We start from the raw sequence: 24,218 nt of genomic DNA on the forward strand, positions 1-24,218 counted from the left end.
CGTAAATGTGCGCCAGCCTTATCCCATCCCGCTCATCGCGTCTCCCAGATGAAAAATCGGCAAATACATCGCCACCACCAGCGTACCGATAATTAAGCCGGTGATGATCAATAACGCCGGTTCCAACAACGACGCCAGATTATCGGCCAGCGCCAGCGTAGTTTCACTGTGGTGACGGGCAAGGTTATGCAGCATGATATCGAGTGAACCGGACGCTTCGCCCGTTCTGACCAGTTGCAGGCATAGCGGACTAAATTCCTGGGTATTTTTTAGCGCCAACCAGACCGGATTGCCCGCGGCGATCTCCTGATGTACCTGCGTTAAACGCTGTGACCAGTAAGGGCAGCCGAGACTATCGATAGCGCTTTCCAGTCCCTGAAGAAAAGGAATACCTGCGCTTTGGGTTAATGCCAGTACGGTGAATATTTGCGCTAGTTTCTGGCCTCTTATCAGGCGACCCATAACGGGAAGCCGTAGCAGAAGACGCTGCCGCTGCGCTTGCCAGGACGGCTTTTGTTTTACCCTGCGGTGAGCGATAGCAACGAGCATCGTCAGGAACAAGATGAGCCAACCCCATGCCGACCCCCATTGCGCTATCGCAATAATACCGCGTGTCAGAAGAGGAAGCGGGGTATTGAAGCTACGGTAAATGGCGGCAAATTCCGGCAGGACAAAGTGCAGCATGGCGAAAACGACCAGGGCGGCCATTGTTAGAATAATGGCGGGATAGCGCAGCGCCTTTTTCACGCTAACCGTAATCTGCCGTTGCGCTTTTTGCTGACGGGCCAGTTCAAAGCAGCATTCGGCCAGTTTGCCGGTCAGTTCTCCGGTGCGGATCATCGTCTGGTAGAGCGGCGGAAATACCTGCGGCCAGGAGACTAATGCGCTGGAAAAAGGGACGCCCTGTTCAAGCTCGTGAGCCAGCGTGCGCAACAGCGCTTGCCATTGTCGGTGGGGATGCTGTTTCGCAAGGAGTTCCAGCCCTTCTGAAAGCGTCAGCCCGGCATGAATGAGCGTGGCCAACTGATGAATAATTTCAGCGCTTTGCTCTTCTTTCCACAGTGCGGCGTTAACGCCTATGCGCTTGATGCGAAGCGGCATAATGCGCTGATGTTGCAGGGTGATGATCAGCGCCAGACGATTGTCCACCCATACAACGTCTTGTTCCAGTTGACCTTTATCGTTAACGCCTTGCCAGCGCCAGAGCTGTTTAACGCTCATGGGGCATTCCCAGAACGCGCAGTATCTCTTCAAAGGACGTCATGCCTTGCTCAACGGCGCGACAGCCATTTTCAAAAAGCGTCCCTGTACCGGTCTGTTGGAGGTGGGCTTCCAGTGCTTGCGCCGATGCGCCGCTCGCAATTAACTGACGTAATGCCGGGGTAACGGTTAACACTTCGAATAACGCGGTTCGGCCATAAAAGCCGTGGTAGCAATGCTGACAGCCGTTTGCCTGCCAGCGCGGTAGCGCGCTGGGCCAAAGATTGGGCGATAGCACTACGGGATCGCTCAGGCGCTGTTTGCAGTGCGGGCAAAGCTTCCTTACCAGGCGTTGCGCTACCACCAGCGTAAGCGCCGATGAGATCATCCAGCGTGCTACGCCCATTTGCTGCAAACGTATCAGGGTTTCACTGGTGGAGTTCGTATGTAGCGTTGAAAGTACCAGATGGCCCGTTTGTGCCGCCTTAATGGCGATTTCTGCGGTGTCGCCGTCACGAATTTCACCTACCATGATGATGTCAGGGTCCTGGCGTAATAGCGCACGCAGCACATTTTGAAAGGTGAGCCCGGCGCGGGGATGGATCTGCGTCTGGTTAATCCCATCCAGTGGAATTTCTATCGGATCCTCAACGCTACAGAGGTTGATACCCGGCGTATTCCGGGTTTGTAGCGCGCTGTATAGCGTGACCGTTTTTCCGCTACCGGTGGGGCCAGTCACCAGTACCAGCCCCTGAGGTTGCTGTAGGGCTTGTCTAAAAGCGGTAAGTTGTGCCCCGTACATGCCCAGCGTGTCCAGATCCAGCGTTTGTTCAACCTGATGCAACAACCGTAAGACGACTTTTTCGCCTTCTTTACAGGGAAGCGTGGCGATACGAAAAGAGATGCTGTCTCCCGACAGGTCAACGGTAAATTGCCCGTCCTGCGGCAGTCGATGTTCAGCGATGTCCAAATTTCCCAGGACTTTCAATCTGGCCGTCAGCGCAAGCCCCGTCTCTTTGGCGATGTCCTGCAGAATATGAAGAACGCCGTCGATGCGGAGTCTTATTCGGTAGCGGCTGGCGCCGGGTTCAAGATGGATATCAGAGGCGCGTTTCGCCATCGCCGAGCGTAATGTCTGATTGAGAAGCTGGGCTGCGGTTTCTCCGCCTTTCGCGGCGTTTGCCGAGGGTGCCTGATCCGGCTTATGCCGATGATTTTCCATTTGCTGGCGAGTCCAGCACACAATATCAATCTGTTTTTGCGTGGCGAAATGCAGAGCGTCCAGTAACGCATGAGAGGGCGCGTCGACCACCGCAACAGTGATACTGTTGCTGGCGCTATTGATCAGTACAGCCTGATGACGTTGACACAAGGTGTTGAGCTGAGCGTCTTTCATCTTGTCTCCTTAGTTGGCGTCAAAACGGAAGACATCTTCACAAGCCTGTTGTAACGCGCTGTCGCTTTGAATATTGCAGTTACGCGTCCAGCCAGTAATGCCGTTAGCATTGTCCCAGGCGGGCGTCATGATGACGCTAAGCCCGCTCAGACTCTCCTGGCCGGTAAGCGTGATGACGCCTTTTTCCACGCTCATGCCCGAAACATAACGGGTGATGACGGGCGAGGGGATACCGTTGACGCCCGCATCGCATGTGCTCGTCCCACCATGTTCCAGAGCGCAGAGTTCGACGGCAGTACGGTAGGGGACAAACGTTTGCAACATATCCGTCAGCGCCGCTTTACGCAGATAGTTCTGGTAAGCCGGAATGCCAATGGCGCTTAAAATGGCGATGATGCCAATAACGACCATCAGTTCGATAAGCGTGAAACCGCGTTGTTTTTCCATTGTTCGCTCCTTGAGTTAGCTGGCGCTACTGTGGCAAACGCGGGAAGAGCGGGCGAGCGGTAAAAGGTAAAACGGGAAGGCGGATTCTGAAGATTTTCGCTGCGTTACATGACACGGCAACGTTATTGCGAGGCGCTACGAATATTTTACCGAATAATGACGCGGATCTACGGACAGGTGATTTATAGACCCGACGGCGCAGCGCCATCGGGTGGAGAGGATCAGCAAAAACGCATGGAGAGATCGAGCGCGCGCACGTGCTTGGTCAGCGCGCCAACGGAGATGAAATCCACCCCGGTTTCAGCAAATTCGCGTAAGGTTTCCGCGGTGACGTTGCCGGATACTTCCAGCCGCGCCTGGCCGTTGACGCGTTTCACCGCCTCGCGCATCTGGTCGGTGTTGAAATTATCCAGCATGATAATATCCGCGCCTGCTTTCAGCGCATCGTCCAGTTCATCCAGATTTTCGACCTCGACTTCTACCGGCACGTCCGGATGTAGCCAGAACGCTTTTTCCACCGCCTGACGAACCGAACCGGAGGCGATGATATGGTTTTCTTTAATCAGGAACGCGTCAGTGAGGCCCAGACGATGATTGGCGCCGCCGCCGCATAAAACCGCATATTTGAGCGCGGTGCGCAGACCCGGCAGCGTTTTACGCGTGTCGAGCAACTGGGTTTGGGTGCCAGCCAGCAGTCCAACGTAGCGGCGTACTTCACTGGCGACGCCGGAAAGGGTCTGGACAAAGTTTAGCGCCGTGCGCTCGCCGGTCAGCAATACGCGAGCCGGGCCGTTCAGTTCAAACACTGTTTGGTTGGCGTGAATGGCGTCGCCGTCATCGACATGCCAGGTGAGGCGCACATCATCGCCCGCCAGTTGGATGAAGACCTCTTCAACCCAGCGCTTGCCGCAGAAAACGCCGTCTTCACGAGTGATCACCGTGGCATGGGCTTGCGTATCTGCCGGCAAAAGTTGCGCGGTGATATCGTTGCCAGCATCGACTTCTCCACCTAAATCTTCACGCAGCGCCTGAGCAACGGCGGCAGGGATATCGAGATTAATGCGTTCCAGTAGCGCGTCACGTCGGTCGTCTGGGTTATAACGGCGAGGCGGCATGATAAAACTCCAAATTGCTAACGAATCATAAGGTAGAAACATGCTACTCTGAAGCAGCTATAAGCACCACTCAAAAGGAGACTCTGCATGTTGCCAGATAAGGGTTGGTTGGTAGAGGCGCGACGCGTCCCTTCTCCGCATTATGATTGCCGTCCGGATGACGAAAAACCGTCCTTGCTGGTGGTGCATAATATTAGCCTGCCCCCCGGCGAGTTTGGCGGTCCGTGGATCGATGCATTATTCACCGGAACGATAGATCCAGACGCCCATCCTTTTTTTGCAGAAATCGCTCATCTTCGTGTTTCGGCCCATTGTCTGATTCGTCGCGACGGTGAAATCGTCCAGTATGTGCCTTTTGATAAGCGTGCGTGGCATGCGGGCGTGTCAAACTATCAGGGGCGGGAACGTTGTAATGATTTCTCCATTGGTATTGAGCTGGAGGGGACGGATACGCTGGCTTATACCGATGCGCAGTATCAGCAGCTAGCCGCCGTGACGCGCACGCTTATCGCTAGCTATCCGGCGATCGCCGACAATATGACCGGACACTGCAACATTGCGCCTGACCGCAAAACGGACCCTGGCCCTGCCTTTGACTGGCCGCGCTTTCGCGCTTTGGTAGCCCTCTCGTCGCACAAGGAGATGACATGACGCTGTTTACGACATTACTGGTGCTGATTGTCGAGCGCCTGTTTAAGCTGGGCGAGCACTGGCAGCTCGATCATCGGCTGGAGGCGCTATTCCGTCGGATTACGCATTTTTCGATGTTGCGCACGATGGGAATGACGGCGATCGCGATGGTGGTGACTTTTCTACTGCTCCAGGCGTTAAAAGGGCTGCTATTTAACGTGCCGACGCTGGTGGTGTGGATTCTCCTGGGCGTGCTGTGTATCGGCGCGGGCAAAGTGCGAGTACATTATCACGCCTGGCTGAAAGCGGCGTCCCGTAACGATCCGCATCCTTGCGAGGCGATGGCCAGCGAGCTTACGCTGATTCACGGCGTGCCGCCGGATTGTAATGAGCGTGAATTTTTGCGTGAGCTGCAAAATGCGTTGTTATGGATAAATTTCCGTTTTTACCTCGCACCGCTATTTTGGTTTATCGTTGGCGGTCCGTGGGGGCCGGTAACGCTGGTGGGCTATGCGTTTTTACGGGCCTGGCAGACCTGGCTGGCGCGCTATCAGACGCCGCACCAACGTTTGCAATCCGGCATTGACGCTATTCTTCATGTGCTGGACTGGATTCCGGTACGTCTGGCGGGCGTAGTGTATGCATTACTGGGGCATGGCGAGAAAGCGTTGCCGGCCTGGTTTGCCTCGCTGGCGGATCTGCATACTTCGCAGTATCAGGTACTCACACGTCTGGCGCAGTTCTCACTGGCGCGTGAACCGCATACTGACAAAGTAGAAACCCCCAAAGCGGCGGTGTCGATGGCGAAGAAGGCCTCGTTTGTGGTGGTGGTGATTATTGCGTTGCTCACCATTTATGGGGCATTAGTGTAGCGTTGTGCCGATGGCGCTAACGCTTATGCTGCCTACAATGGAAAAATCTGTAGGCCCGGTAAGCGCTAGCGCCACCGGGCAGTGCAACGGCTTAGATCGTATCGGCTGGCGGCACGCCAAAATCAGGCATCCCGTTTTCGTCCCAGCGCACCCGTTTCAGACGCGTATGGCGGTTGGGATCGTACAACGGATCGCCTTCAATTTCGGTGTAATTTCTCGCGTGGTACACCAGTACATCTTCACCTTCCGGCGTTTGCGTAAAGCTGTTATGTCCCGGCCCATACTGGCGATTTTCATAGCTGGTGGTAAAGACCGGGCGCGGTGATTTATGCCAGTTGGCCGGATCGCGCGGATCGTCGTTTACGTTAATCCACAGTAATCCCATACAGTAGTTTTCATCGGTGGCGCTGGCCGAATAGCTGATAAACAGCTTGTCGCCATGCACCACGACGGCCGGACCTTCGTTAACCCAAAAACCCCGACACTCCCAGTCGTACTCTGGCTTACTGAGTCTTACCGGCTCGCCTTTAATCGTCCACGGATTTTCCAGTTCAGCCAGATAAATATTTGAGTTACCGGCAATATCCGGCGCTTTTTGCGCCCACAGATACCACTGCTTTCCCTGATGATAAAAAGTGGTGGCATCGAGGGCGAAGGTATCAAACGGTGTTTTAATTTGACCTTTCTCCGTCCACTTGCCGGTGAGTGGGTCGGCATCGGCGCACTCCAGGGCAAACATGCGATGCTGGAACATTCCCAGCTTATCAAGCGCTTGAGTATGGGTAGCGGCAAAATAGATGTACCACTTGCCGTTGATGCGGTGCATTTCCGGTGCCCAGATGAGCTGGCTCATCGGGCCGCTTTCCGGTTTACGCCAGACGACAACGGGGTCGGCGGCGCGCAACCCTTCCAGCGAATTAGCCCGGCGGATTTCCAGCCTGTCATATTCCGGTACGGAGGCAATAAAGTAGTAATCGCTGCCGTCGCGTAAAATAAACGGATCGGCACGTTGTTCAATAAACGGGTTTGGCCAGTTTGCCATCAGGCTTTCCTTACGCTTTCAGCGGCTTTGAGCTCCTGCAACTCACTCAATTCGCGGTAATTAGTGCGACGTTTTTCCAAATCGTCCTGGATTTTTTTCATCAGTTCACGGTCAACTTTCAGCAGACGTACCACGCCTGCGGTAATCAGATAGCCAACGCCGGGGATAACGGTAAACAACAGCATAATACCGTTCATCGCCGAGGCGCTTTGCGCTTTAGCGCTGGCGTCATAACCGTACCAGGAGAGCAAAAAGCCGACCATCGCCCCGGCAATCGCCAGGCCCAGCTTGAGGAAGAACAGGTTACCGGAGAAGCTGATACCGGTAATGCGTTTGCCGGTTTTCCATTCGCCGTAATCATCGACGTCCGCCATCAGCGACCAGTGCAGCGGGGAAGGGATCTGATGCAGAATATTGAGCAGGAAGTAGAGCGCCACTATCATCACGGTGGCTTTCGGATCAAAGAAATAGAACGCGCAGGAGAAAATCGCCAGCGCAATATTGGTCCAGAAAAATACCTTCAATTTACACCAGCGATCGGTTAAGACTTTTGCCAGCATACTGCCGATCATCATACCGACCACGCCAAGGCTAATAAAAAGCGTAGCGAAATGGGGGCTTTGTCCCATCACCCAGGTGACGTAATACATGGTCGCCGCCATACGGATAAACCCCGGGCAGACGTTACATAAGGTCAATAGCAGAATGCGTACCCATTGATCGTTTTTCCACACGTCTTTGAAATCATTCTTCATATCATCGTGCGTCGGAACGGCAGGGCGAACGCGTTCGCGGACGCTGGCAAAGCAGAACAGAAACATACCCATGCCGATAATCGCCAGCACGGTCATCGCCAACTGATAGCCTTTGGCTTTGTCGCCGCCGCCAAACCAGTCCACCATCGGCAATAGCGTTAACGATAGCAACAGCGTCGCGATGCCGACTAACACGAAGCGATAAGCCTGACAGGCCACGCGCTCTTTTGGATCGTTGGTGATCACGCCGCCCAGTGAGCAATAGGGAATATTGATGGCGGTGTAGGTCACGGAAAGCAGAAAATAGGTGACGAAAGCATAGACAACTTTGCTGTTATAGCCCCAGTCCGGCGTCGTGAACATCAGAACGCTGAACAGCGCGTAGGGAAATGCAATCCACAGTAGCCAGGGGCGGAAACGACCATATTTACTTTGGGTACGATCGGCAAGCGCGCCCATCACCGGATCGGTAACGGCATCGATAACGCGTACTGAAAGGAGTAAAACACCGACTAACGCCGGGGCAAGACCAAAAATATCCGTATAAAAATAATTAACAAACAGCATGATAGCACCAAAAATAATGTTACATCCGGCGTCGCCCATGCCATACCCGATTTTCTCTCTTACCGAAAGTCTGCCCTTATCCATTGAGACTTCTCCCCATCAGATGATGGCGGTAATTATTCGCCTGCGAGCTTTTATTTGCGTAGCAGGATCACGCCGCTGATATGGATAAAATGGTTATACGTGGGAAACTGTGAGGCAGATAACACCCTCCCCGGACGGGGAGGGCGGAAAAGTAATGCCACGATCAGTGGGCTTTCACCGTTTTTGCCGTTTTTTCTTTACACAGGTAGCCGACGCCCAGGATGAGCAGCCATACCGGAATCAGCCACACGGAGATCGCCATACCTGGCGTCATCAGCATAATGATCAATACCGCCGCCATAAACAGCAGGCAGAGAACGTTGCCGAACGGATAAAACAGGGCCGGGAAGCGGGTTTTCACGCCCTGTTGCTGTTTCGCGCGACGGAACATCATATGGGCAAGGCTAATCATCGCCCAGTTAATGACCAGCGCGGAGACCACCAGCGCCATCAGCAGTCCGAATGCGGACTCTGGAGCCAGGTAGTTGAGCAGCACGCACAACGCCGTCACGACGGCGGAAACCAAAATGGAGCTCACCGGCACGCCGCGTTTGTCGACGTTCAGCAGCGCTTTCGGCGCATTTCCCTGCTGGGCCAGACCGAACAGCATACGGCTGTTGCAGTAAACGCAGCTGTTATAAACCGATAGCGCGGCGGTGAGAACCACGATATTCAGTGCATTGGCGACAAACGTATCGCCCAGCTCATGGAAGATAAGGACAAATGGGCTGGTATCGGCGGTGACGCGAGTCCATGGCAGCAGCGAAAGCAGAACCGCCAGCGAGCCGATATAAAAAATCAGGATGCGATAGATAACCTGATTAGTGGCTTTGGGGATGCTCTGTTCCGGGTTATCGGCTTCAGCGGCGGTGATCCCTACCAGCTCCAGTCCGCCGAACGAAAACATAATAATGGCCATCATCATCACCAGCCCGGTCCAGCCATGCGGCAGAAAGCCGCCCTGTTCCCACAGGTTGCGCACGGTGGCCTGCGGACCAGCGGTATCGCTGAAGAGTAACCACGCGCCGAACAGAATCATAGCGATGACGGCGATCACTTTAATAATGGCGAACCAAAACTCCATCTCACCGAACACTTTAACGTTGGTCAGGTTGATGGCGTTGATAATCACAAAGAAGGCTGCCGCAGAAGCCCAGGTGGGGATCTCCGGATACCAGAACTGGATATATTTACCCACTGCGGTCAGTTCCGCCATGGCAACTAATACGTACAGCACCCAGTAGTTCCAGCCGGAAGCGAATCCGGCAAAGCCGCCCCAGTATTTATAGGCGAAGTGGCTAAAAGAGCCGGCGACCGGTTCTTCAACCACCATCTCCCCCAGCTGGCGCATAATCAGAAAGGCAATAAAGCCTGCAATCGCATAGCCCAGGATAATTCCTGGCCCCGCCGACTGAATAACGGAGGCGCTTCCCAGGAACAAGCCTGTCCCTATCGCGCCGCCCAATGCGATAAGCTGAATATGGCGGTTTTTCAGGCCGCGCTTGAGCTGCTCGCCGTGCTGCTGACTGTCCATCATAAAACCTCGTGTATCGGGCGCGGTTTATTCATAACGCGCTTATTTTGAACGATGCAGTAGTGCGTGTGTAAGTTTGCAATTCCGCTTTTTGTATTGATTTATTTACAAGCTAGTTTTTTAAAATGTCACTTCAACTCTTTCGTCTTGATCAGAATAATGGTATGTGGCCGCGAATGCACCTGCTTTGTGCAGGGGTGATGACGAGTTGCGTAAAAAGAAAGCACTTGTAAATACCTCCTTTTATTTTCCCTTACAGATGTTAATTTGTTTTTATTCATTATTTATGCATAAAAATGCATTTAATCTACTGTTGAATCGGTTCAGATGAGATTTTTTATCGTTTCAAATACGTTAAATCTACCTCCAGGTGGGTAAATTTAACATTTGTGCACAGTTACAGTTTTGAAACATGATTTCTGTAAAATTGTTAAAATGTGCCTCCTTTACTGATTTCAATCAAAACCTGTATGGACAGAAGGTGAATACTTTGTTACTTTAGCGTCACAGACATGAAATTGGTAAGACCAATTGACTCCGGGCAAATGGCTTAAGACAGGAAATCATGGCCTACAGCAAAATCCGCCAACCAAAACTCTCCGATGTGATCGAGCAGCAGCTGGAGTTTTTAATCCTTGAGGGAACATTGCGTCCCGGAGAAAAACTCCCACCGGAACGTGAACTGGCAAAACAGTTCGACGTCTCCCGTCCCTCCTTGCGCGAGGCGATTCAACGTCTCGAAGCGAAGGGATTGTTGCTTCGTCGTCAGGGCGGCGGAACCTTCGTGCAGAGCAGCCTGTGGCAGAGCTTTAGCGACCCGCTGGTGGAACTGCTCTCCGATCACCCTGAATCCCAGTTTGACCTGCTCGAAACGCGCCATGCTCTGGAAGGCATTGCGGCTTATTACGCGGCGCTGCGCAGCACCGATGAAGATAAAGACCGTATTCGCGAGCTGCACCATGCTATTGAGCTGGCGCAAGAGTCCGGCGATCTGGATGCCGAGTCCGAAGCCGTGCTCCAGTATCAAATCGCCGTCACCGAAGCGGCGCACAACGTGGTATTGCTTCATCTGCTAAGGTGTATGGAGCCGATGCTGGCGCAAAACGTGCGGCAGAACTTCGAATTGCTGTATGCGCGTCGGGAGATGCTGCCGCTGGTGAGTACGCATCGCACCCGTATATTTGAAGCCATTATGGCCGGAAAACCAGAAGAAGCGCGTGAAGCGTCACACCGACATCTGGCGTTTATCGAAGAGATTATGCTGGACAGAAGCCGTGAGGAGAGCCGTCGTGAACGCGCTTTACGCCGCCTGGAACAGCGCAAGAATTAGTTTTTTCTGGCAGAACGTTAACCAGAAGATGTTGTGAATAACGCGCAAAAATGTGCGCGGCAACTAAACGCAGAACCTGTCTTATTAAGCTTTCTGACGAAAGTTTAATGGGACAGGTTCCAGATAACTCAACGTATTAGATAGATAAGGAATACCCCCATGTCAGAACGTTTCCAAAATGACGTGGATCCGATCGAAACTCGCGACTGGCTACAGGCGATCGAATCGGTCATCCGTGAAGAAGGTGTTGAGCGCGCTCAGTATCTGATTGACCAACTGCTTTCTGAAGCTCGTAAAGGCGGCGTGAAAGTCGCGGCAGGCGCAGGGGCCAGTAATTACATCAACACTATTGCCGTTGAAGACGAACCGGAATACCCGGGTAATCTGGAGCTGGAACGTCGCATTCGTTCTGCGATCCGCTGGAACGCCATCATGACCGTGCTGCGCGCGTCTAAAAAAGACCTTGAGTTGGGCGGCCACATGGCGTCCTTCCAGTCTTCCGCCACGATCTATGATGTCTGTTTTAACCATTTCTTCCGTGCGCGCAACGAACAGGATGGCGGCGACCTGGTGTACTTCCAGGGCCACATCTCTCCGGGCATCTACGCTCGCGCGTTCCTGGAAGGTCGTCTGACCCAGGAACAGATGGATAACTTCCGTCAGGAAGTTCACGGCAATGGCCTCTCTTCCTATCCGCACCCGAAACTGATGCCGGAATTCTGGCAGTTCCCGACCGTCTCTATGGGGCTGGGCCCAATCGGTGCTATCTACCAGGCGAAATTCCTGAAATATCTGGAACACCGTGGCCTGAAAGATACCTCTAAACAGACCGTTTACGCCTTCCTCGGCGACGGCGAGATGGATGAGCCGGAATCCAAAGGCGCGATCACCATCGCCACCCGTGAAAAACTGGACAACCTGGTTTTTGTTATCAACTGTAACCTGCAGCGTCTTGACGGCCCGGTCACCGGTAACGGCAAGATTGTTAACGAACTGGAAGGCATCTTTGCAGGTGCTGGCTGGAACGTTATTAAAGTCATGTGGGGCGGTCGTTGGGATGAACTGCTGCGTAAAGACACCAGCGGTAAACTGATCCAGCTGATGAACGAAACCGTTGACGGCGACTACCAGACCTTCAAATCCAAAGACGGCGCTTACGTGCGTGAGCACTTCTTCGGTAAATATCCGGAAACCGCAGCCCTGGTGGCCGACTGGACTGACGAGCAGATTTGGGCGCTGAACCGTGGTGGTCACGATCCGAAGAAAGTCTACGCAGCACTGAAAAAAGCGCAGGAAACCAAAGGCAAAGCGACCGTAATCCTGGCCCATACCATTAAAGGTTACGGCATGGGTGACACCGCGGAAGGTAAAAACATCGCTCACCAGGTTAAGAAAATGAACATGGACGGCGTGCGTTACGTCCGCGATCGTTTCAACGTGCCGGTTGCCGATGCTGATCTCGAAAAACTGCCGTACATTACCTTCCCGGAAGGTTCTGAAGAACACAAATACCTGCATGAACGCCGTCAGGCGCTGCACGGCTACCTGCCAAGCCGTCAGCCGAACTTCACCGAGAAGTTAGAGCTGCCTCAACTTTCAGATTTCGGCGCGCTGCTGGAAGAGCAAAGTAAAGAGATTTCCACTACGATCGCTTTCGTGCGTGCCCTGAACGTGATGCTGAAGAACAAGTCGATCAAAGATCGTCTGGTTCCGATCATCGCCGACGAAGCGCGTACTTTCGGTATGGAAGGTCTGTTCCGTCAGATTGGTATCTACAGCCCGAACGGCCAGCAGTACACCCCGCAGGACCGTGAGCAGGTTGCTTACTACAAAGAAGACGAGAAAGGCCAGATTCTGCAGGAAGGTATCAACGAGCTGGGCGCAGGCGCATCCTGGCTGGCTGCGGCGACCTCTTACAGCACCAACGATCTGCCGATGATCCCGTTCTACATCTACTACTCTATGTTCGGGTTCCAGCGTATCGGCGACCTGTGCTGGCAGGCTGGCGACCAGCAGGCTCGCGGCTTCCTGATCGGCGGGACTTCCGGTCGTACTACGCTGAACGGCGAAGGTCTGCAGCACGAAGATGGTCACAGCCACATTCAGTCGCTGACTATCCCGAACTGTATCTCTTACGACCCGGCTTACGCTTACGAAGTGGCTGTCATCATGCATGATGGTCTGGAGCGTATGTACGGTGAGAAACAAGAGAACGTTTACTACTACATCACCACGCTGAACGAAAACTACCACATGCCGGCCATGCCAGCAGGTGCCGAGGAAGGTATCCGTAAAGGTATCTACAAACTCGAAACCCTCGAAGGTAGCAAAGGTAAAGTTCAGCTGCTGGGCTCCGGTTCTATCCTGCGTCACGTGCGTGAAGCAGCACAGATCCTGGCGAAAGATTACGGCGTAGGTTCTGACGTATATAGCGTGACCTCCTTCACCGAACTGGCGCGTGATGGTCAGGATTGTGAACGCTGGAACATGCTGCACCCGCTGGAAACCCCGCGCGTTCCGTACATCGCTCAGGTGATGAACGACGCTCCGGCTGTAGCATCTACTGACTATATGAAACTGTTCGCCGAGCAGGTTCGTACTTACGTACCGGCTGACGACTATCGCGTACTGGGTACGGATGGCTTCGGTCGTTCCGACAGCCGTGAGAACCTGCGTCACCACTTCGAAGTTGATGCTTCTTATGTGGTTGTCGCAGCGCTGGGCGAACTGGCTAAACGTGGCGAAATCGACAAGAAAGTGGTAGCGGATGCGATTACCAAATTCAACATCGATGCAGATAAAGTTAACCCGCGTCTGGCGTAAGAGGTAAAAGAATAATGGCTATCGAAATCAAAGTACCGGACATCGGGACAGATGAAGTTGAAATCACCGAGATTCTGGTCAAAGTGGGCGACAAAGTGGAAGCTGAACAGTCGCTGATCACCGTAGAAGGCGACAAAGCCTCTATGGAAGTCCCGTCTCCGCAGGCTGGCGTCGTGAAAGAGATCAAAGTCTCTGTCGGCGACAAAACCGAGACTGGTGCACTTATCATGATTTTCGATTCCGCCGACGGTGCAGCTGACGCTGCACCTGCTAAGGCAGAAGAGAAGAAAGAAGCGGCTCCGGCAGCAGCACCTGCTGCGGCAGCGGCGAAAGACGTTCACGTTCCGGATATCGGCAGTGACGAAGTTGAAGTGACTGAAGTGATGGTGAAAGTGGGCGACACCGTAGAAGCTGAACAGTCGCTGATCACCGTCGAAGGCGACAAGGCCTCTATGGAAGTTCCTGCTCCGTTTGCAGGCACCGTGAAAGAGATCAAAGTGAACACCGGCGACAAAGTCTCTACCGGCTCTCTGATTATGGTCTTCGAAGTGGCGGGTGAAGCAGGCGCAGCAGCACCAGCGAAAGCGGAAGCCGCTCCGGCTGCGGCTGCTCCAGCAGCAGCGACGGGCGTGAAAGACGTTAACGTACCGGACATCGGCGGTGACGAAGTTGAAGTCACCGAAGTGATGGTCAAAGTCGGCGATAAAGTTGCCGCTGAACAGTCGCTGATCACCGTCGAAGGCGACAAAGCCTCCATGGAAGTGCCTGCGCCGTTCGCGGGCACCGTGAAAGAAATCAAAATCAGCACCGGCGATAAAGTGAAAACCGGTTCTCTGATTATGGTCTTCGAAGTAGAAGGCGCAGCGCCTGCGGCCGCTCCGGCTAAACAGGAAGCGGCGGCACCGGCTCCGGCGGCGAAAGCTGAGAAGCCTGCTGCCCCGGCTGCCAAAGCCGAAGGCAAATCTGAGTTCGCTGAAAACGACGCTTACGTTCACGCTACCCCACTGATTCGCCGTCTGGCGCGCGAGTTTGGCGTCAACCTGGCGAAAGTGAAAGGCACTGGTCGTAAAGGCCGTATTCTGCGCGAAGACGTTCAGGCTTACGTGAAAGACGCTATCAAACGCGCGGAAGCTGCGCCGGCTGCTGCGGGCGGCGGTATCCCGGGTATGCTGCCGTGGCCGAAAGTGGACTTCAGCAAGTTTGGTGAAGTTGAAGAAGTGGAACTGGGCCGTATCCAGAAAATCTCTGGCGCGAACCTGAGCCGTAACTGGGTGATGATCCCGCACGTTACGCACTTCGACAAAACCGATATCACCGATCTGGAAGCGTTCCGTAAACAGCAGAACGCCGAAGCTGAGAAGCGCAAACTGGATGTGAAATACACGCCAGTGGTCTTCATCATGAAAGCGGTTGCCGCTGCTCTGGAACAGATGCCGCGCTTCAACAGCTCTCTGTCCGAAGACGGTCAGCGTCTGACCCTGAAAAAATACATCAACATCGGCGTGGCGGTTGATACCCCGAATGGCCTGGTGGTTCCGGTCTTTAAAGACGTGAATAAGAAGAGCGTGACCGAGCTGTCTCGTGAACTGACCACCATCTCCAAAAAAGCGCGTGATGGTAAGCTGACCGCTGGCGAAATGCAGGGTGGTTGCTTCACTATCTCCAGCATCGGCGGTCTGGGAACTACCCACTTCGCGCCGATTGTTAACGCGCCGGAAGTGGCTATCCTCGGCGTTTCTAAGTCGGCGATGGAACCGGTGTGGAATGGGAAAGAGTTTGTGCCGCGTCTGATGATGCCTATCTCTCTTTCCTTCGACCACCGTGTGATCGATGGTGCTGATGGTGCGCGTTTCATTACCATTATCAACAATATGTTGTCTGACATTCGCCGTCTGGTGATGTAATGAAAAAGCCGGCCCGACGGCCGGCTTTTTTTTGATAATCTCATGGAGTTTGTGAGGTTATTAGCGAAAGCGATAATTCGTGATCCGTTTGTTGTTTCAAAATTGTTAACAATTTTGTAAGATACGGGCGGATAGAACGACCCGGTGGATGATGGGCGATCAAGTACCCCGGACCGCCGGATACAAATAAAGAGGTCATGATGAGTACTGAAATCAAAACTCAGGTCGTGGTACTTGGGGCGGGCCCGGCAGGCTATTCTGCCGCTTTCCGTTGCGCTGATTTAGGTCTGGAAACCGTAATTGTAGAACGCTACAACACCCTTGGCGGTGTTTGTCTGAACGTCGGCTGTATCCCTTCTAAAGCGCTGCTGCACGTAGCAAAAGTTATCGAAGAAGCCAAAGCGCTGGCTGAACACGGTATCGTCTTCGGTGAGCCGAAAACCGATATCGACAAGATTCGTACCTGGAAAGAGAAAGTGATCACGCAGCTGACCGGCGGTCTGGCGGGTATGGCCAAAGGCCGTAAGGTGAAAGTGGTCAACGGTCTGGGTAAATTCACCGGGGCGAACACCCTGGAAGTTGAAGGCGAAAACGGCAAAACCGTGATCAACTTCGACAACGCGATCATCGCGGCAGGTTCTCGTCCGATCCAATTACCGTTTATTCCGCATGAAGACCCGCGCGTATGGGATTCTACCGACGCTCTGGAACTGAAAGAAGTACCGAAGCGTATGCTGGTCATGGGCGGCGGTATCATCGGTCTGGAAATGGGTACCGTATACCACGCGCTGGGTTCAGAGATTGACGTGGTTGAAATGTTCGACCAGGTTATCCCGGCGGCTGATAAAGACATCGTTAAAGTCTTCACCAAGCGCATCAGCAAGAAATTCAACCTGATGCTGGAAACCAAAGTGACTGCCGTTGAAGCGAAAGAAGACGGTATCTACGTTTCGATGGAAGGCAAAAAAGCCCCGGCTGAAGCGCAGCGTTATGATGCGGTTCTGGTAGCGATCGGTCGTGTGCCGAACGGTAAAAACCTCGACGCGGGCAAAGCTGGCGTGGAAGTTGACGACCGTGGCTTTATCCGCGTGGACAAACAGCTGCGCACCAACGTGCCGCACATCTTCGCTATCGGCGATATCGTCGGTCAGCCGATGCTGGCGCATAAAGGCGTTCACGAAGGCCACGTTGCCGCTGAAGTTATCGCCGGGAAGAAACACTACTTCGATCCGAAAGTTATCCCGTCTATCGCGTACACCGAGCCAGAAGTGGCATGGGTTGGCCTGACCGAGAAAGAAGCGAAAGAAAAAGGCATCAGCTATGAAACCGCCACCTTCCCGTGGGCAGCTTCTGGCCGTGCTATCGCTTCTGACTGCGCAGACGGTATGACCAAACTGATTTTCGACAAAGAATCTCACCGCGTGATCGGCGGGGCGATTGTCGGTACCAACGGCGGCGAGCTGCTGGGTGAAATCGGTCTGGCGATCGAAATGGGCTGTGACGCGGAAGACATCGCGCTGACCATTCATGCGCACCCGACTCTGCACGAGTCCGTCGGTCTGGCTGCTGAAGTGTTCGAAGGTAGTATTACCGACCTGCCGAACCCGAAAGCGAAGAAGAAATAATCTTCTGTAGGTGGCAATGCGCCACCCGATACAAAAAAGCGGCTTTACAGCCGCTTTTTTTATGCATGGCAAATCAGATGTGTCAAATGATGGCGAAGGATAACGAAACCGCAAAATTTATCGTTTCCGCAGCAGTACGTTTTTCAAAGCTTATGCCGTCGGTAGTGCCTTTGTCTGTCATTTTCGACCAACTAATTGTTTCATAAGAAATACCTCTCCTTACTTTGTCATCATCCTGAAATTGGTAACGCTATAAAATAATAGCGAGATAATTATGAGGTTTGATATATGAAACTTTTTCTGACAACAGCAGCGCTAACTGCGACCTTGATTTCCGGCATGGCATTTGCCAGCGATCCCGTCATCCCCTGGGCGACTAACAGCGGCGGTACGGAAAGCACGCATATTGCGGCAATGGGCGAGGATTTGAATGCGCAGCATCAGCAGATCACCCACACGCATGAAGGCGTATGGGCGGCCAATTCCGGCAGCATTCAGGCTGATGAAGCCGCGCTGACCAGCAACAAGCCGCCGGTACAAGGCCATCCGGAATTGATGCCGCATCAGGGCTAATGATCACGGCCTGGCGATAACGCCAGGCGCTTACGGGTTATTCGGCGACCTGCCACTGCGCGTCTGGCGCAAAACGCGTGATAGCCTGAACTTTACTCTCCGTCTCCTTGCCTAAATCCGCCTGATAAATACGATCGTCCTGGTTGACCATAAAACTCATCACCCCGGTTTCGCCGTAATGCATCGGCCAGGCCAGAAGCGCCGCGCCGTGACCGTCGTTATCGCTGATAATACGGAAATGGTAGCCGTGGTAACCCTCGTCTGGCGCTGCGGGACTAAAGTTTGGGCCTAACGGACTGGGGACGTCGCCTGCTTTGGTTGGCCAGTACAGGCCATCTTTTTGGCCTTCGCTACTGATTATCCTGTGCGCCCAGCGATGGTTTTGTAAGTAATAGTCCTGCTGCGCATCAACGTAAGCATGCATGGCCTGTAAGGTAGAAAGTTCATTTCGCCCAATAGTACGGGTGAGGATCTCATTCCCGGCTGCCGCCATATCAAAGCGCCAGCCGCCAGTCTCTTTCACCATGGGCACCGGGAGCTGCCAGTCTTCTCGTCCGACATTCAGGTGCGCCGTATTGTCTTTCTGTACAATGCGATGGCCTTCGCGCCAGTCACGATTGAAGCGGGCCACGGCCTCGGGATCGGCACCTTCCGGCGGCAGAAATTGCCGCCAGTCATCGCCCAGTAGCGCGGTAAGCTGCGTTTCGTTTTTTCCGGCTACCGCCGCGGCGAAGGCGCTGGCGGCCGCTTCCGGGGAGGGGAACCGTTCCTGCGCGTAGCCCAGCAAGGGTAACGACAGTAACAGAGCGCTTAACATAACCTTTTTCATTATCTGCTCCGGTTAACGGCGATGAAATTCATGATGTTCAGAAAAATGTTCCCGCGCGGCGGCGCGTTGCTCGGTGTTTAAGTGACTGCCGCGACGGCTTTCCAGGCCGCGTAGCTGTTGCGATTGCCATGACGGCGATCGACTGTCGTTCCCGCTAAACACATTGGCGTGCATATTCTGGCGAAATGCCTGACGCTGTTGCGGCGTAGAAGATTCAATACGCTGGCGGGCGGTGTCTCTCTGCTGTTGTGAAACAGGGTGCTGCTGGGCTTTAGCCTTCAGCTCGGAACGATGCTGCTGCGTGGTGGATTTATTCAGTGTCTGCTGCGCCGCCTCGCGACGACTGCTGTTTTGTGTTCCGTCATAGCCACGGTAATTATTACGCTGGGCAATTTGATTTAACTGCTGCGATGCCGCTTTGCGCTGTCTATCGCGGGATGTCTCGCCTGACAGGTTAGCGGGTGATGTATGGCTGCGCTGTTGGAATTGCGTCATGGCCGCCTGGCGCTGACTGTCGCGAGACACTGGCGCTTGCTGCGTTGCGCTTAACCCGCCGCTAACATTGGTGGGATGGAACCGTTGCGCAACGGTATTATTCGGATAGGGGACGCCATTGCGCCAGGCGGGATTATGCTGCCAGCCCATCGTTTGGCCCGGCAGGTTTTGCCCGGATATCCGGTTGAAATTATTGACATTGATGTTGATATTATCGCCATTATGTTGATAACCGTTACCACCATGATGGTAATCATCATCATGATGGTCGTCGTCATGGTGGTGATGATCGTCGTCATCCCAGTCTATGCTGCTGAACAACGCATAGGTGGTGGCGACGCCCAGACTATAACCAAAACCTTTAACAAAACTATCGGCAAACTGCTGCCCCGGAGGGGGCGGTAAATACACCGGCGGATAAGCGGTATTGGGCCAGGCGCCATACACCGTCGCGGGGTTATAGTTCGGCACGTACACCACCTGCGGATTCGCGGGTTCAATTTTGATGACGGTCGACGGTGTTGCTGGCGTACTGGCGGATGTGGTGGTGGTTGTTGTCGTGACGGCGGTAGAAGCGCTGGACTTCGGCACGCTGGTGACGGTTTGCTGTGGCGTGGATTTTAGCGAACCGGTTTGTTGAGCGAGCAGACGCAGCCTTTGCACCGCATCCATCACATCCTGTGGCTGGGCTAAGAACGCATCGCCCAGGTTTTGCACCCATTGCGGATTCTCGCCCATAAGCGCCATCAACTGAGGAAAGGCGACCAGCGATTTGACGCTGGGGTCCCACGGTTGGCTGGCCACCGCCTGAATAGCGGCATCGCCCTGCAGCGTGGGGTTATCTCGCGACCACTGGACGGCCTGAACCACGTTCGCCGGGTAGGTGGAGGCCATGAGCACCTGAGAAAGCAGGGCATCGGGATAAAGCGCGACAGGCGCGACCCATTGATCAATTTGCGCAGTGGTAAAGGTCGTTTTCGCGACAGGCGCGGGCACAGCGGTCTGCGTTGGCTCAGAGGCGGGAGCTGCCGCCTGCGCGGGCGCTTCGGGAGCGCGGCTTTTAACATACAGTACGCCCGAAGCGGCAAATAACCCGGCACTGCACACAAGGGCAATGAGATGGGGTTTAAAGGGCAACGTCATTTTATCTCTCCCGATTCCCGAGAATCGCTATGGTCATTATGCCTGCCGCCGACGGGGTGCAGTTTCGCGTGAGTATAAAGGGACGATAGTTTAATTTTTAGCTAATGTTGGGATCGGTAACGTTACGTGACGATCAAAGCACGAAATGAGGTAAGCATTTATGGCTGCAGCTCCCGTCTCAGTAGAGCATTAGACCATCCTTAACGATTCAGCCACTTTTTTATGTTGCTTTTTTGTAAACAGATTAACACTTAAAGAAAATCCTGTTATTGTGCCTTATGCGGTACCGGGCATTTACCCTACTAACTACTGTCTCACAGGAGCGTGAAGAGAATCGCCCATCAACAAAAGCGCCGCATTATGACAATGAGAGCGAGGAGATATCGTCGTGCTAGAAGAATACCGTAAGCACGTAGCTGAGCGTGCTGCCCAGGGGATTGTGCCGAAACCTTTAGACGCAACCCAAATGGCTGCGCTTGTCGAGCTGCTGAAGACCCCGCCTGTGGGCGAAGAAGAATTCCTGTTAGACCTGTTGATCAACCGCGTTCCTCCTGGCGTAGATGAAGCCGCTTATGTTAAAGCCGGTTTTCTCGCTGCTGTCGCGAAAGGCGACACCACCTCCCCGCTGGTATCCCCAGAAAAAGCCATTGAACTGCTGGGCACCATGCAGGGTGGTTACAACATTCATCCGCTGATTGACGCGCTGGACGATGCGAAACTGGCGCCGATTGCGGCCAAAGCGCTGTCTCACACCCTGCTGATGTTCGATAACTTCTACGACGTAGAAGAGAAAGCCAAAGCGGGCAATGAATATGCCAAACAGGTGATGCAATCCTGGGCCGACGCCGAATGGTTCCTGAGCCGTCCGCCGCTGGCGGAAAAAATCACCGTCACCGTTTTCAAAGTGACCGGCGAAACGAATACCGACGATCTCTCTCCGGCGCCGGATGCGTGGTCGAGACCGGATATCCCGTTACATGCGCAGGCGATGCTGAAAAACGCCCGTGAAGGCATTGAGCCGGATCAGCCAGGCGTTGTCGGCCCCATCAAACAAATCGAAGCATTGCAGAAAAAAGGCTACCCGCTGGCCTACGTGGGCGACGTGGTGGGCACCGGTTCTTCTCGTAAATCCGCGACCAACTCCGTGCTGTGGTTCATGGGCGATGACATCCCGAACGTGCCGAACAAGCGCGGCGGCGGCCTGTGCCTCGGCGGCAAAATTGCGCCTATCTTCTTTAACACTATGGAAGATGCGGGCGCACTGCCAATCGAAGTTGACGTTTCTAACCTGAATATGGGCGACGTGATTGACGTCTACCCGTACAAAGGCGAAGTGCGCAATCATGAAACCGGCGAGCTACTGGCAACCTTCGAACTGAAAACCGACGTGCTGATCGACGAAGTGCGTGCCGGTGGTCGTATCCCGCTGATTATCGGCCGTGGCCTGACCACCAAAGCGCGTGAAGCGCTGGGTCTGCCGCACTCTGATGTTTTCCGTCAGGCAAAAGACGTGGCGGAAAGCAGCCGTGGCTTCTCGCTGGCGCAGAAAATGGTCGGTCGCGCCTGCGGCGTGAAAGGCATTCGTCCGGGCGCGTACTGCGAACCGAAAATGACCTCCGTCGGTTCTCAGGATACGACCGGCCCGATGACCCGCGACGAGCTGAAAGACCTGGCCTGTCTGGGATTCTCCGCCGATCTGGTCATGCAGTCGTTCTGTCACACCGCAGCCTATCCGAAGCCGGTTGACGTCACCACGCACCACACGCTGCCAGACTTCATTATGAACCGTGGCGGTGTCTCTCTGCGTCCGGGCGACGGCGTGATTCACTCCTGGCTGAACCGTATGCTGCTGCCAGATACCGTGGGTACCGGCGGCGACTCCCATACCCGTTTCCCGATCGGTATCTCCTTCCCGGCGGGCTCTGGTCTGGTGGCGTTTGCCGCCGCGACCGGCGTGATGCCGCTGGATATGCCGGAATCCGTGCTGGTACGCTTCAAAGGCAAAATGCAGCCGGGCATCACCCTGCGCGATCTGGTCCATGCCATCCCGCTGTACGCCATCAAACAGGGCCTGCTGACCGTTGAGAAGAAAGGCAAGAAAAACATCTTCTCTGGCCGCATCCTGGAAATCGAAGGTCTGCCGGATCTGAAAGTGGAGCAGGCGTTTGAGCTGACCGATGCTTCTGCCGAGCGTTCCGCTGCCGGTTGTACCATCAAGTTGAACAAAGAGCCGATCATTGAATACCTGACCTCCAACATCGTCCTGCTGAAGTGGATGATTGCGGAAGGCTACGGCGACCGTCGTACGCTGGAACGCCGTATCCAGGGCATGGAAAAATGGCTGGCGGATCCGCAACTGCTGGAAGCCGATGCTGACGCAGAGTACGCGGCGGTGATCGACATCGATCTGGCGGATATCAAAGAGCCAATCCTCTGTGCGCCGAACGATCCGGACGACGCGCGTCTGCTGTCTGACGTGCAGGGCGAGAAGATCGACGAAGTGTTCATCGGTTCCTGCATGACCAACATCGGCCACTTCCGCGCGGCTGGTAAGCTGCTGGATAGCCACAAAGGCCAGTTGCCAACCCGCCTGTGGGTAGCGCCGCCAACCCGTATGGACGCTGCGCAGCTGACCGAAGAAGGTTACTACAGCGTGTTTGGTAAGAGCGGTGCGCGTATTGAGATCCCAGGCTGTTCCCTGTGTATGGGTAACCAGGCGCGTGTAGCCGACGGTGCGACGGTCGTCTCGACTTCAACCCGTAACTTCCCGAACCGTTTAGGTACCGGTGCGAACGTCTTCCTGGCTTCTGCGGAGCTGGCGGCGGTGGCAGCGCTTATCGGCAAACTGCCGACGCCGGAAGAGTACCAGACCTTTGTGGCGCAGGTAGATAAGACGGCGGTGGATACTTACCGTTATCTGAACTTCGACCAGCTTTCTCAGTACACCGAGAAAGCGGACGGCGTGATTTTCCAGACTGCGGTGTAACAGAGACGGGCCCGGATTTCCGGGCCCGAATGGCGCTTCTTATTTATTATTACGCTTCACTTCCCGTAGCCCCGGAAAATACGTAATTACCCCGCCCATTATTGCCCCGGCTACAATCGCTGGAATAAGCATAATCAATACTTCACCATATATTAATGGTAGTATGCTTATGTCAAAACCATATCGCGCAAAATTAAACAGCGTCGTGATCAGACCACCTGCAATGGCGCAAAGGATCATCCTGTTAATTATTTTTTGATATAATTTCAGGGGTATCAGCGCGCAGGCGACACCGGTTAACCATGCGGGGAGGAGACTGTATATCCAGCCGGTAATAATCACTAATGCTGGTATTGTTCTGCAGAAATACAACAAAAATGAGTCTGGTCCGCCAATAATGGCGGGTAAAAAGTTTATGATACCTATCGCGATGGCTGCGCCTATTAACGGCCCAAACAGAATAAACCAACCGCTATGATAAATTATTCGTCGAAATACAGACATAATGTATCCTTCCTGAATTTTCCTTCAACCGTCTGACAAAAAATACAACTCACTACGGCTTCTCTGCTGATATCGCCCATTGCTGGAGCTTAGTTGAAAAGCGCTTATCAAGTAGCCAACAATTTCATGACAACGACCCGGATGATAAGGAAGCGTCTGAAAGACTAGCAGGCATCGGCGTGGCAGGGTATTGATGATTTCTGAAAAAAAACGCCAGAGGGACACCGGGCTGGTAATGCTATAACTGGATGAGGGGCAGCCATTTTTAATGACTGCGCTCTTCCGGCACATAATAAAAGGTCATCTAAACGGCGCGCTGCCTGATGTGAAATTTGTCGTCGAGTTTTCGCTTAACGGAGATTAA

Annotated in this window: 18 protein-coding genes; 8 read left to right on the plus strand and 10 right to left on the minus strand. The window is 54.0% G+C overall.

Annotated elements, in window-relative coordinates; all coding sequences use genetic code 11:
• Positions 1-18: 18 nt before the first annotated feature.
• From hofC to nadC, 4 genes are all read right to left on the minus strand, one after another.
• On the minus strand, positions 19-1,221 hold the full coding sequence (hofC, locus tag ACLJNW_RS18680; protein ID WP_000114101.1) for a protein transport protein HofC: 1,203 nt from the start codon (positions 1,219-1,221) through the stop codon (positions 19-21).
• A complete protein-coding gene (gene gspE / locus ACLJNW_RS18685; protein ID WP_000650600.1) occupies positions 1,211-2,596 on the minus strand; it encodes a type II secretion system protein GspE in 1,386 nt (461 codons plus the stop codon). Before gspE ends, hofC begins: the two co-directional genes overlap by 11 nt.
• Positions 2,597-2,605: 9 nt before the next feature.
• Complete coding sequence (gene ppdD, locus ACLJNW_RS18690) at positions 2,606-3,043, minus strand: prepilin peptidase-dependent pilin (RefSeq protein WP_000414989.1); 438 nt, start codon at positions 3,041-3,043, stop codon at positions 2,606-2,608.
• 221 nt (positions 3,044-3,264) lie between these two features.
• A complete protein-coding gene (gene nadC / locus ACLJNW_RS18695) occupies positions 3,265-4,158 on the minus strand; it encodes a carboxylating nicotinate-nucleotide diphosphorylase (protein ID WP_001135135.1) in 894 nt (297 codons plus the stop codon).
• An 87-nt stretch (positions 4,159-4,245) separates the two neighbouring features.
• On the opposite strand from nadC, the gene ampD reads away from it, so the two are divergent.
• Together ampD and ampE are read left to right on the plus strand one after the other, a co-directional pair.
• Entirely contained in the window at positions 4,246-4,809 is a 564-nt protein-coding gene (gene ampD / locus ACLJNW_RS18700; protein ID WP_000936329.1) for a 1,6-anhydro-N-acetylmuramyl-L-alanine amidase AmpD, read from the plus strand.
• On the plus strand, positions 4,806-5,660 hold the full coding sequence (gene ampE, locus ACLJNW_RS18705) for a beta-lactamase regulator AmpE (RefSeq protein ID WP_000172039.1): 855 nt from the start codon (positions 4,806-4,808) through the stop codon (positions 5,658-5,660). The genes ampD and ampE overlap by 4 nt, the downstream gene beginning before the upstream one ends.
• Positions 5,661-5,751: 91 nt before the next feature.
• Here ampE and ACLJNW_RS18710 read toward each other — a convergent pair whose 3' ends face one another.
• From ACLJNW_RS18710 to aroP, 3 genes are all read right to left on the minus strand, one after another.
• Complete coding sequence (locus ACLJNW_RS18710) at positions 5,752-6,702, minus strand: family 43 glycosylhydrolase (RefSeq protein WP_000024778.1); 951 nt, start codon at positions 6,700-6,702, stop codon at positions 5,752-5,754.
• Entirely contained in the window at positions 6,702-8,108 is a 1,407-nt protein-coding gene (locus ACLJNW_RS18715) for a glycoside-pentoside-hexuronide (GPH):cation symporter (RefSeq protein WP_000357534.1), read from the minus strand. Before ACLJNW_RS18715 ends, ACLJNW_RS18710 begins: the two co-directional genes overlap by 1 nt.
• A 163-nt stretch (positions 8,109-8,271) precedes the next feature.
• Complete coding sequence (gene aroP / locus ACLJNW_RS18720) at positions 8,272-9,645, minus strand: aromatic amino acid transporter AroP (RefSeq protein ID WP_000969487.1); 1,374 nt, start codon at positions 9,643-9,645, stop codon at positions 8,272-8,274.
• 562 nt (positions 9,646-10,207) lie between these two features.
• On the opposite strand from aroP, the gene pdhR reads away from it, so the two are divergent.
• The 5 genes from pdhR (at position 10,208) to ACLJNW_RS18745 (ending at position 17,897) form a co-directional block, all read left to right on the plus strand.
• On the plus strand, positions 10,208-10,972 hold the full coding sequence (gene pdhR / locus ACLJNW_RS18725) for a pyruvate dehydrogenase complex transcriptional repressor PdhR (RefSeq protein ID WP_000331771.1): 765 nt from the start codon (positions 10,208-10,210) through the stop codon (positions 10,970-10,972).
• Between the two features lie 159 nt (positions 10,973-11,131).
• Entirely contained in the window at positions 11,132-13,795 is a 2,664-nt protein-coding gene (aceE, locus tag ACLJNW_RS18730) for a pyruvate dehydrogenase (acetyl-transferring), homodimeric type (protein ID WP_000003852.1), read from the plus strand.
• Between the two features lie 14 nt (positions 13,796-13,809).
• Positions 13,810-15,699: a pyruvate dehydrogenase complex dihydrolipoyllysine-residue acetyltransferase gene (aceF, locus tag ACLJNW_RS18735; RefSeq protein ID WP_000963594.1), complete on the plus strand. Its 1,890-nt coding sequence runs from the start codon at positions 13,810-13,812 to the stop codon at positions 15,697-15,699.
• A gap of 200 nt (positions 15,700-15,899) precedes the next feature.
• Entirely contained in the window at positions 15,900-17,324 is a 1,425-nt protein-coding gene (gene lpdA / locus ACLJNW_RS18740; RefSeq protein WP_001519338.1) for a dihydrolipoyl dehydrogenase, read from the plus strand.
• Between the two features lie 288 nt (positions 17,325-17,612).
• Entirely contained in the window at positions 17,613-17,897 is a 285-nt protein-coding gene (locus tag ACLJNW_RS18745) for an outer membrane protein (protein WP_000765363.1), read from the plus strand.
• A gap of 37 nt (positions 17,898-17,934) precedes the next feature.
• Here the strand turns inward: ACLJNW_RS18745 and ACLJNW_RS18750 are convergent, their stop codons facing one another.
• Both ACLJNW_RS18750 and ACLJNW_RS18755 read right to left on the minus strand, forming a co-directional pair.
• Complete coding sequence (locus ACLJNW_RS18750; RefSeq protein ID WP_000757452.1) at positions 17,935-18,726, minus strand: DUF2950 family protein; 792 nt, start codon at positions 18,724-18,726, stop codon at positions 17,935-17,937.
• 12 nt (positions 18,727-18,738) lie between these two features.
• A complete protein-coding gene (locus tag ACLJNW_RS18755; RefSeq protein WP_000174520.1) occupies positions 18,739-20,364 on the minus strand; it encodes a DUF3300 domain-containing protein in 1,626 nt (541 codons plus the stop codon).
• 388 nt (positions 20,365-20,752) lie between these two features.
• On the opposite strand from ACLJNW_RS18755, the gene acnB reads away from it, so the two are divergent.
• On the plus strand, positions 20,753-23,350 hold the full coding sequence (gene acnB, locus ACLJNW_RS18760; protein ID WP_000888958.1) for a bifunctional aconitate hydratase 2/2-methylisocitrate dehydratase: 2,598 nt from the start codon (positions 20,753-20,755) through the stop codon (positions 23,348-23,350).
• Positions 23,351-23,389: 39 nt separating this feature from the next.
• Here acnB and ACLJNW_RS18765 read toward each other — a convergent pair whose 3' ends face one another.
• The gene (locus ACLJNW_RS18765; protein ID WP_000110436.1) at positions 23,390-23,854 is read right to left on the minus strand and encodes a membrane protein; all 465 of its coding nucleotides are present in this window, start codon (positions 23,852-23,854) and stop codon (positions 23,390-23,392) included.
• Between the last annotated feature and the right edge of the window lie 364 nt (positions 23,855-24,218).

The organism is Salmonella sp. SAL4457 (assembly GCF_046548235.1).
GTDB classification, from domain to species: domain Bacteria; phylum Pseudomonadota; class Gammaproteobacteria; order Enterobacterales; family Enterobacteriaceae; genus Salmonella; species Salmonella enterica.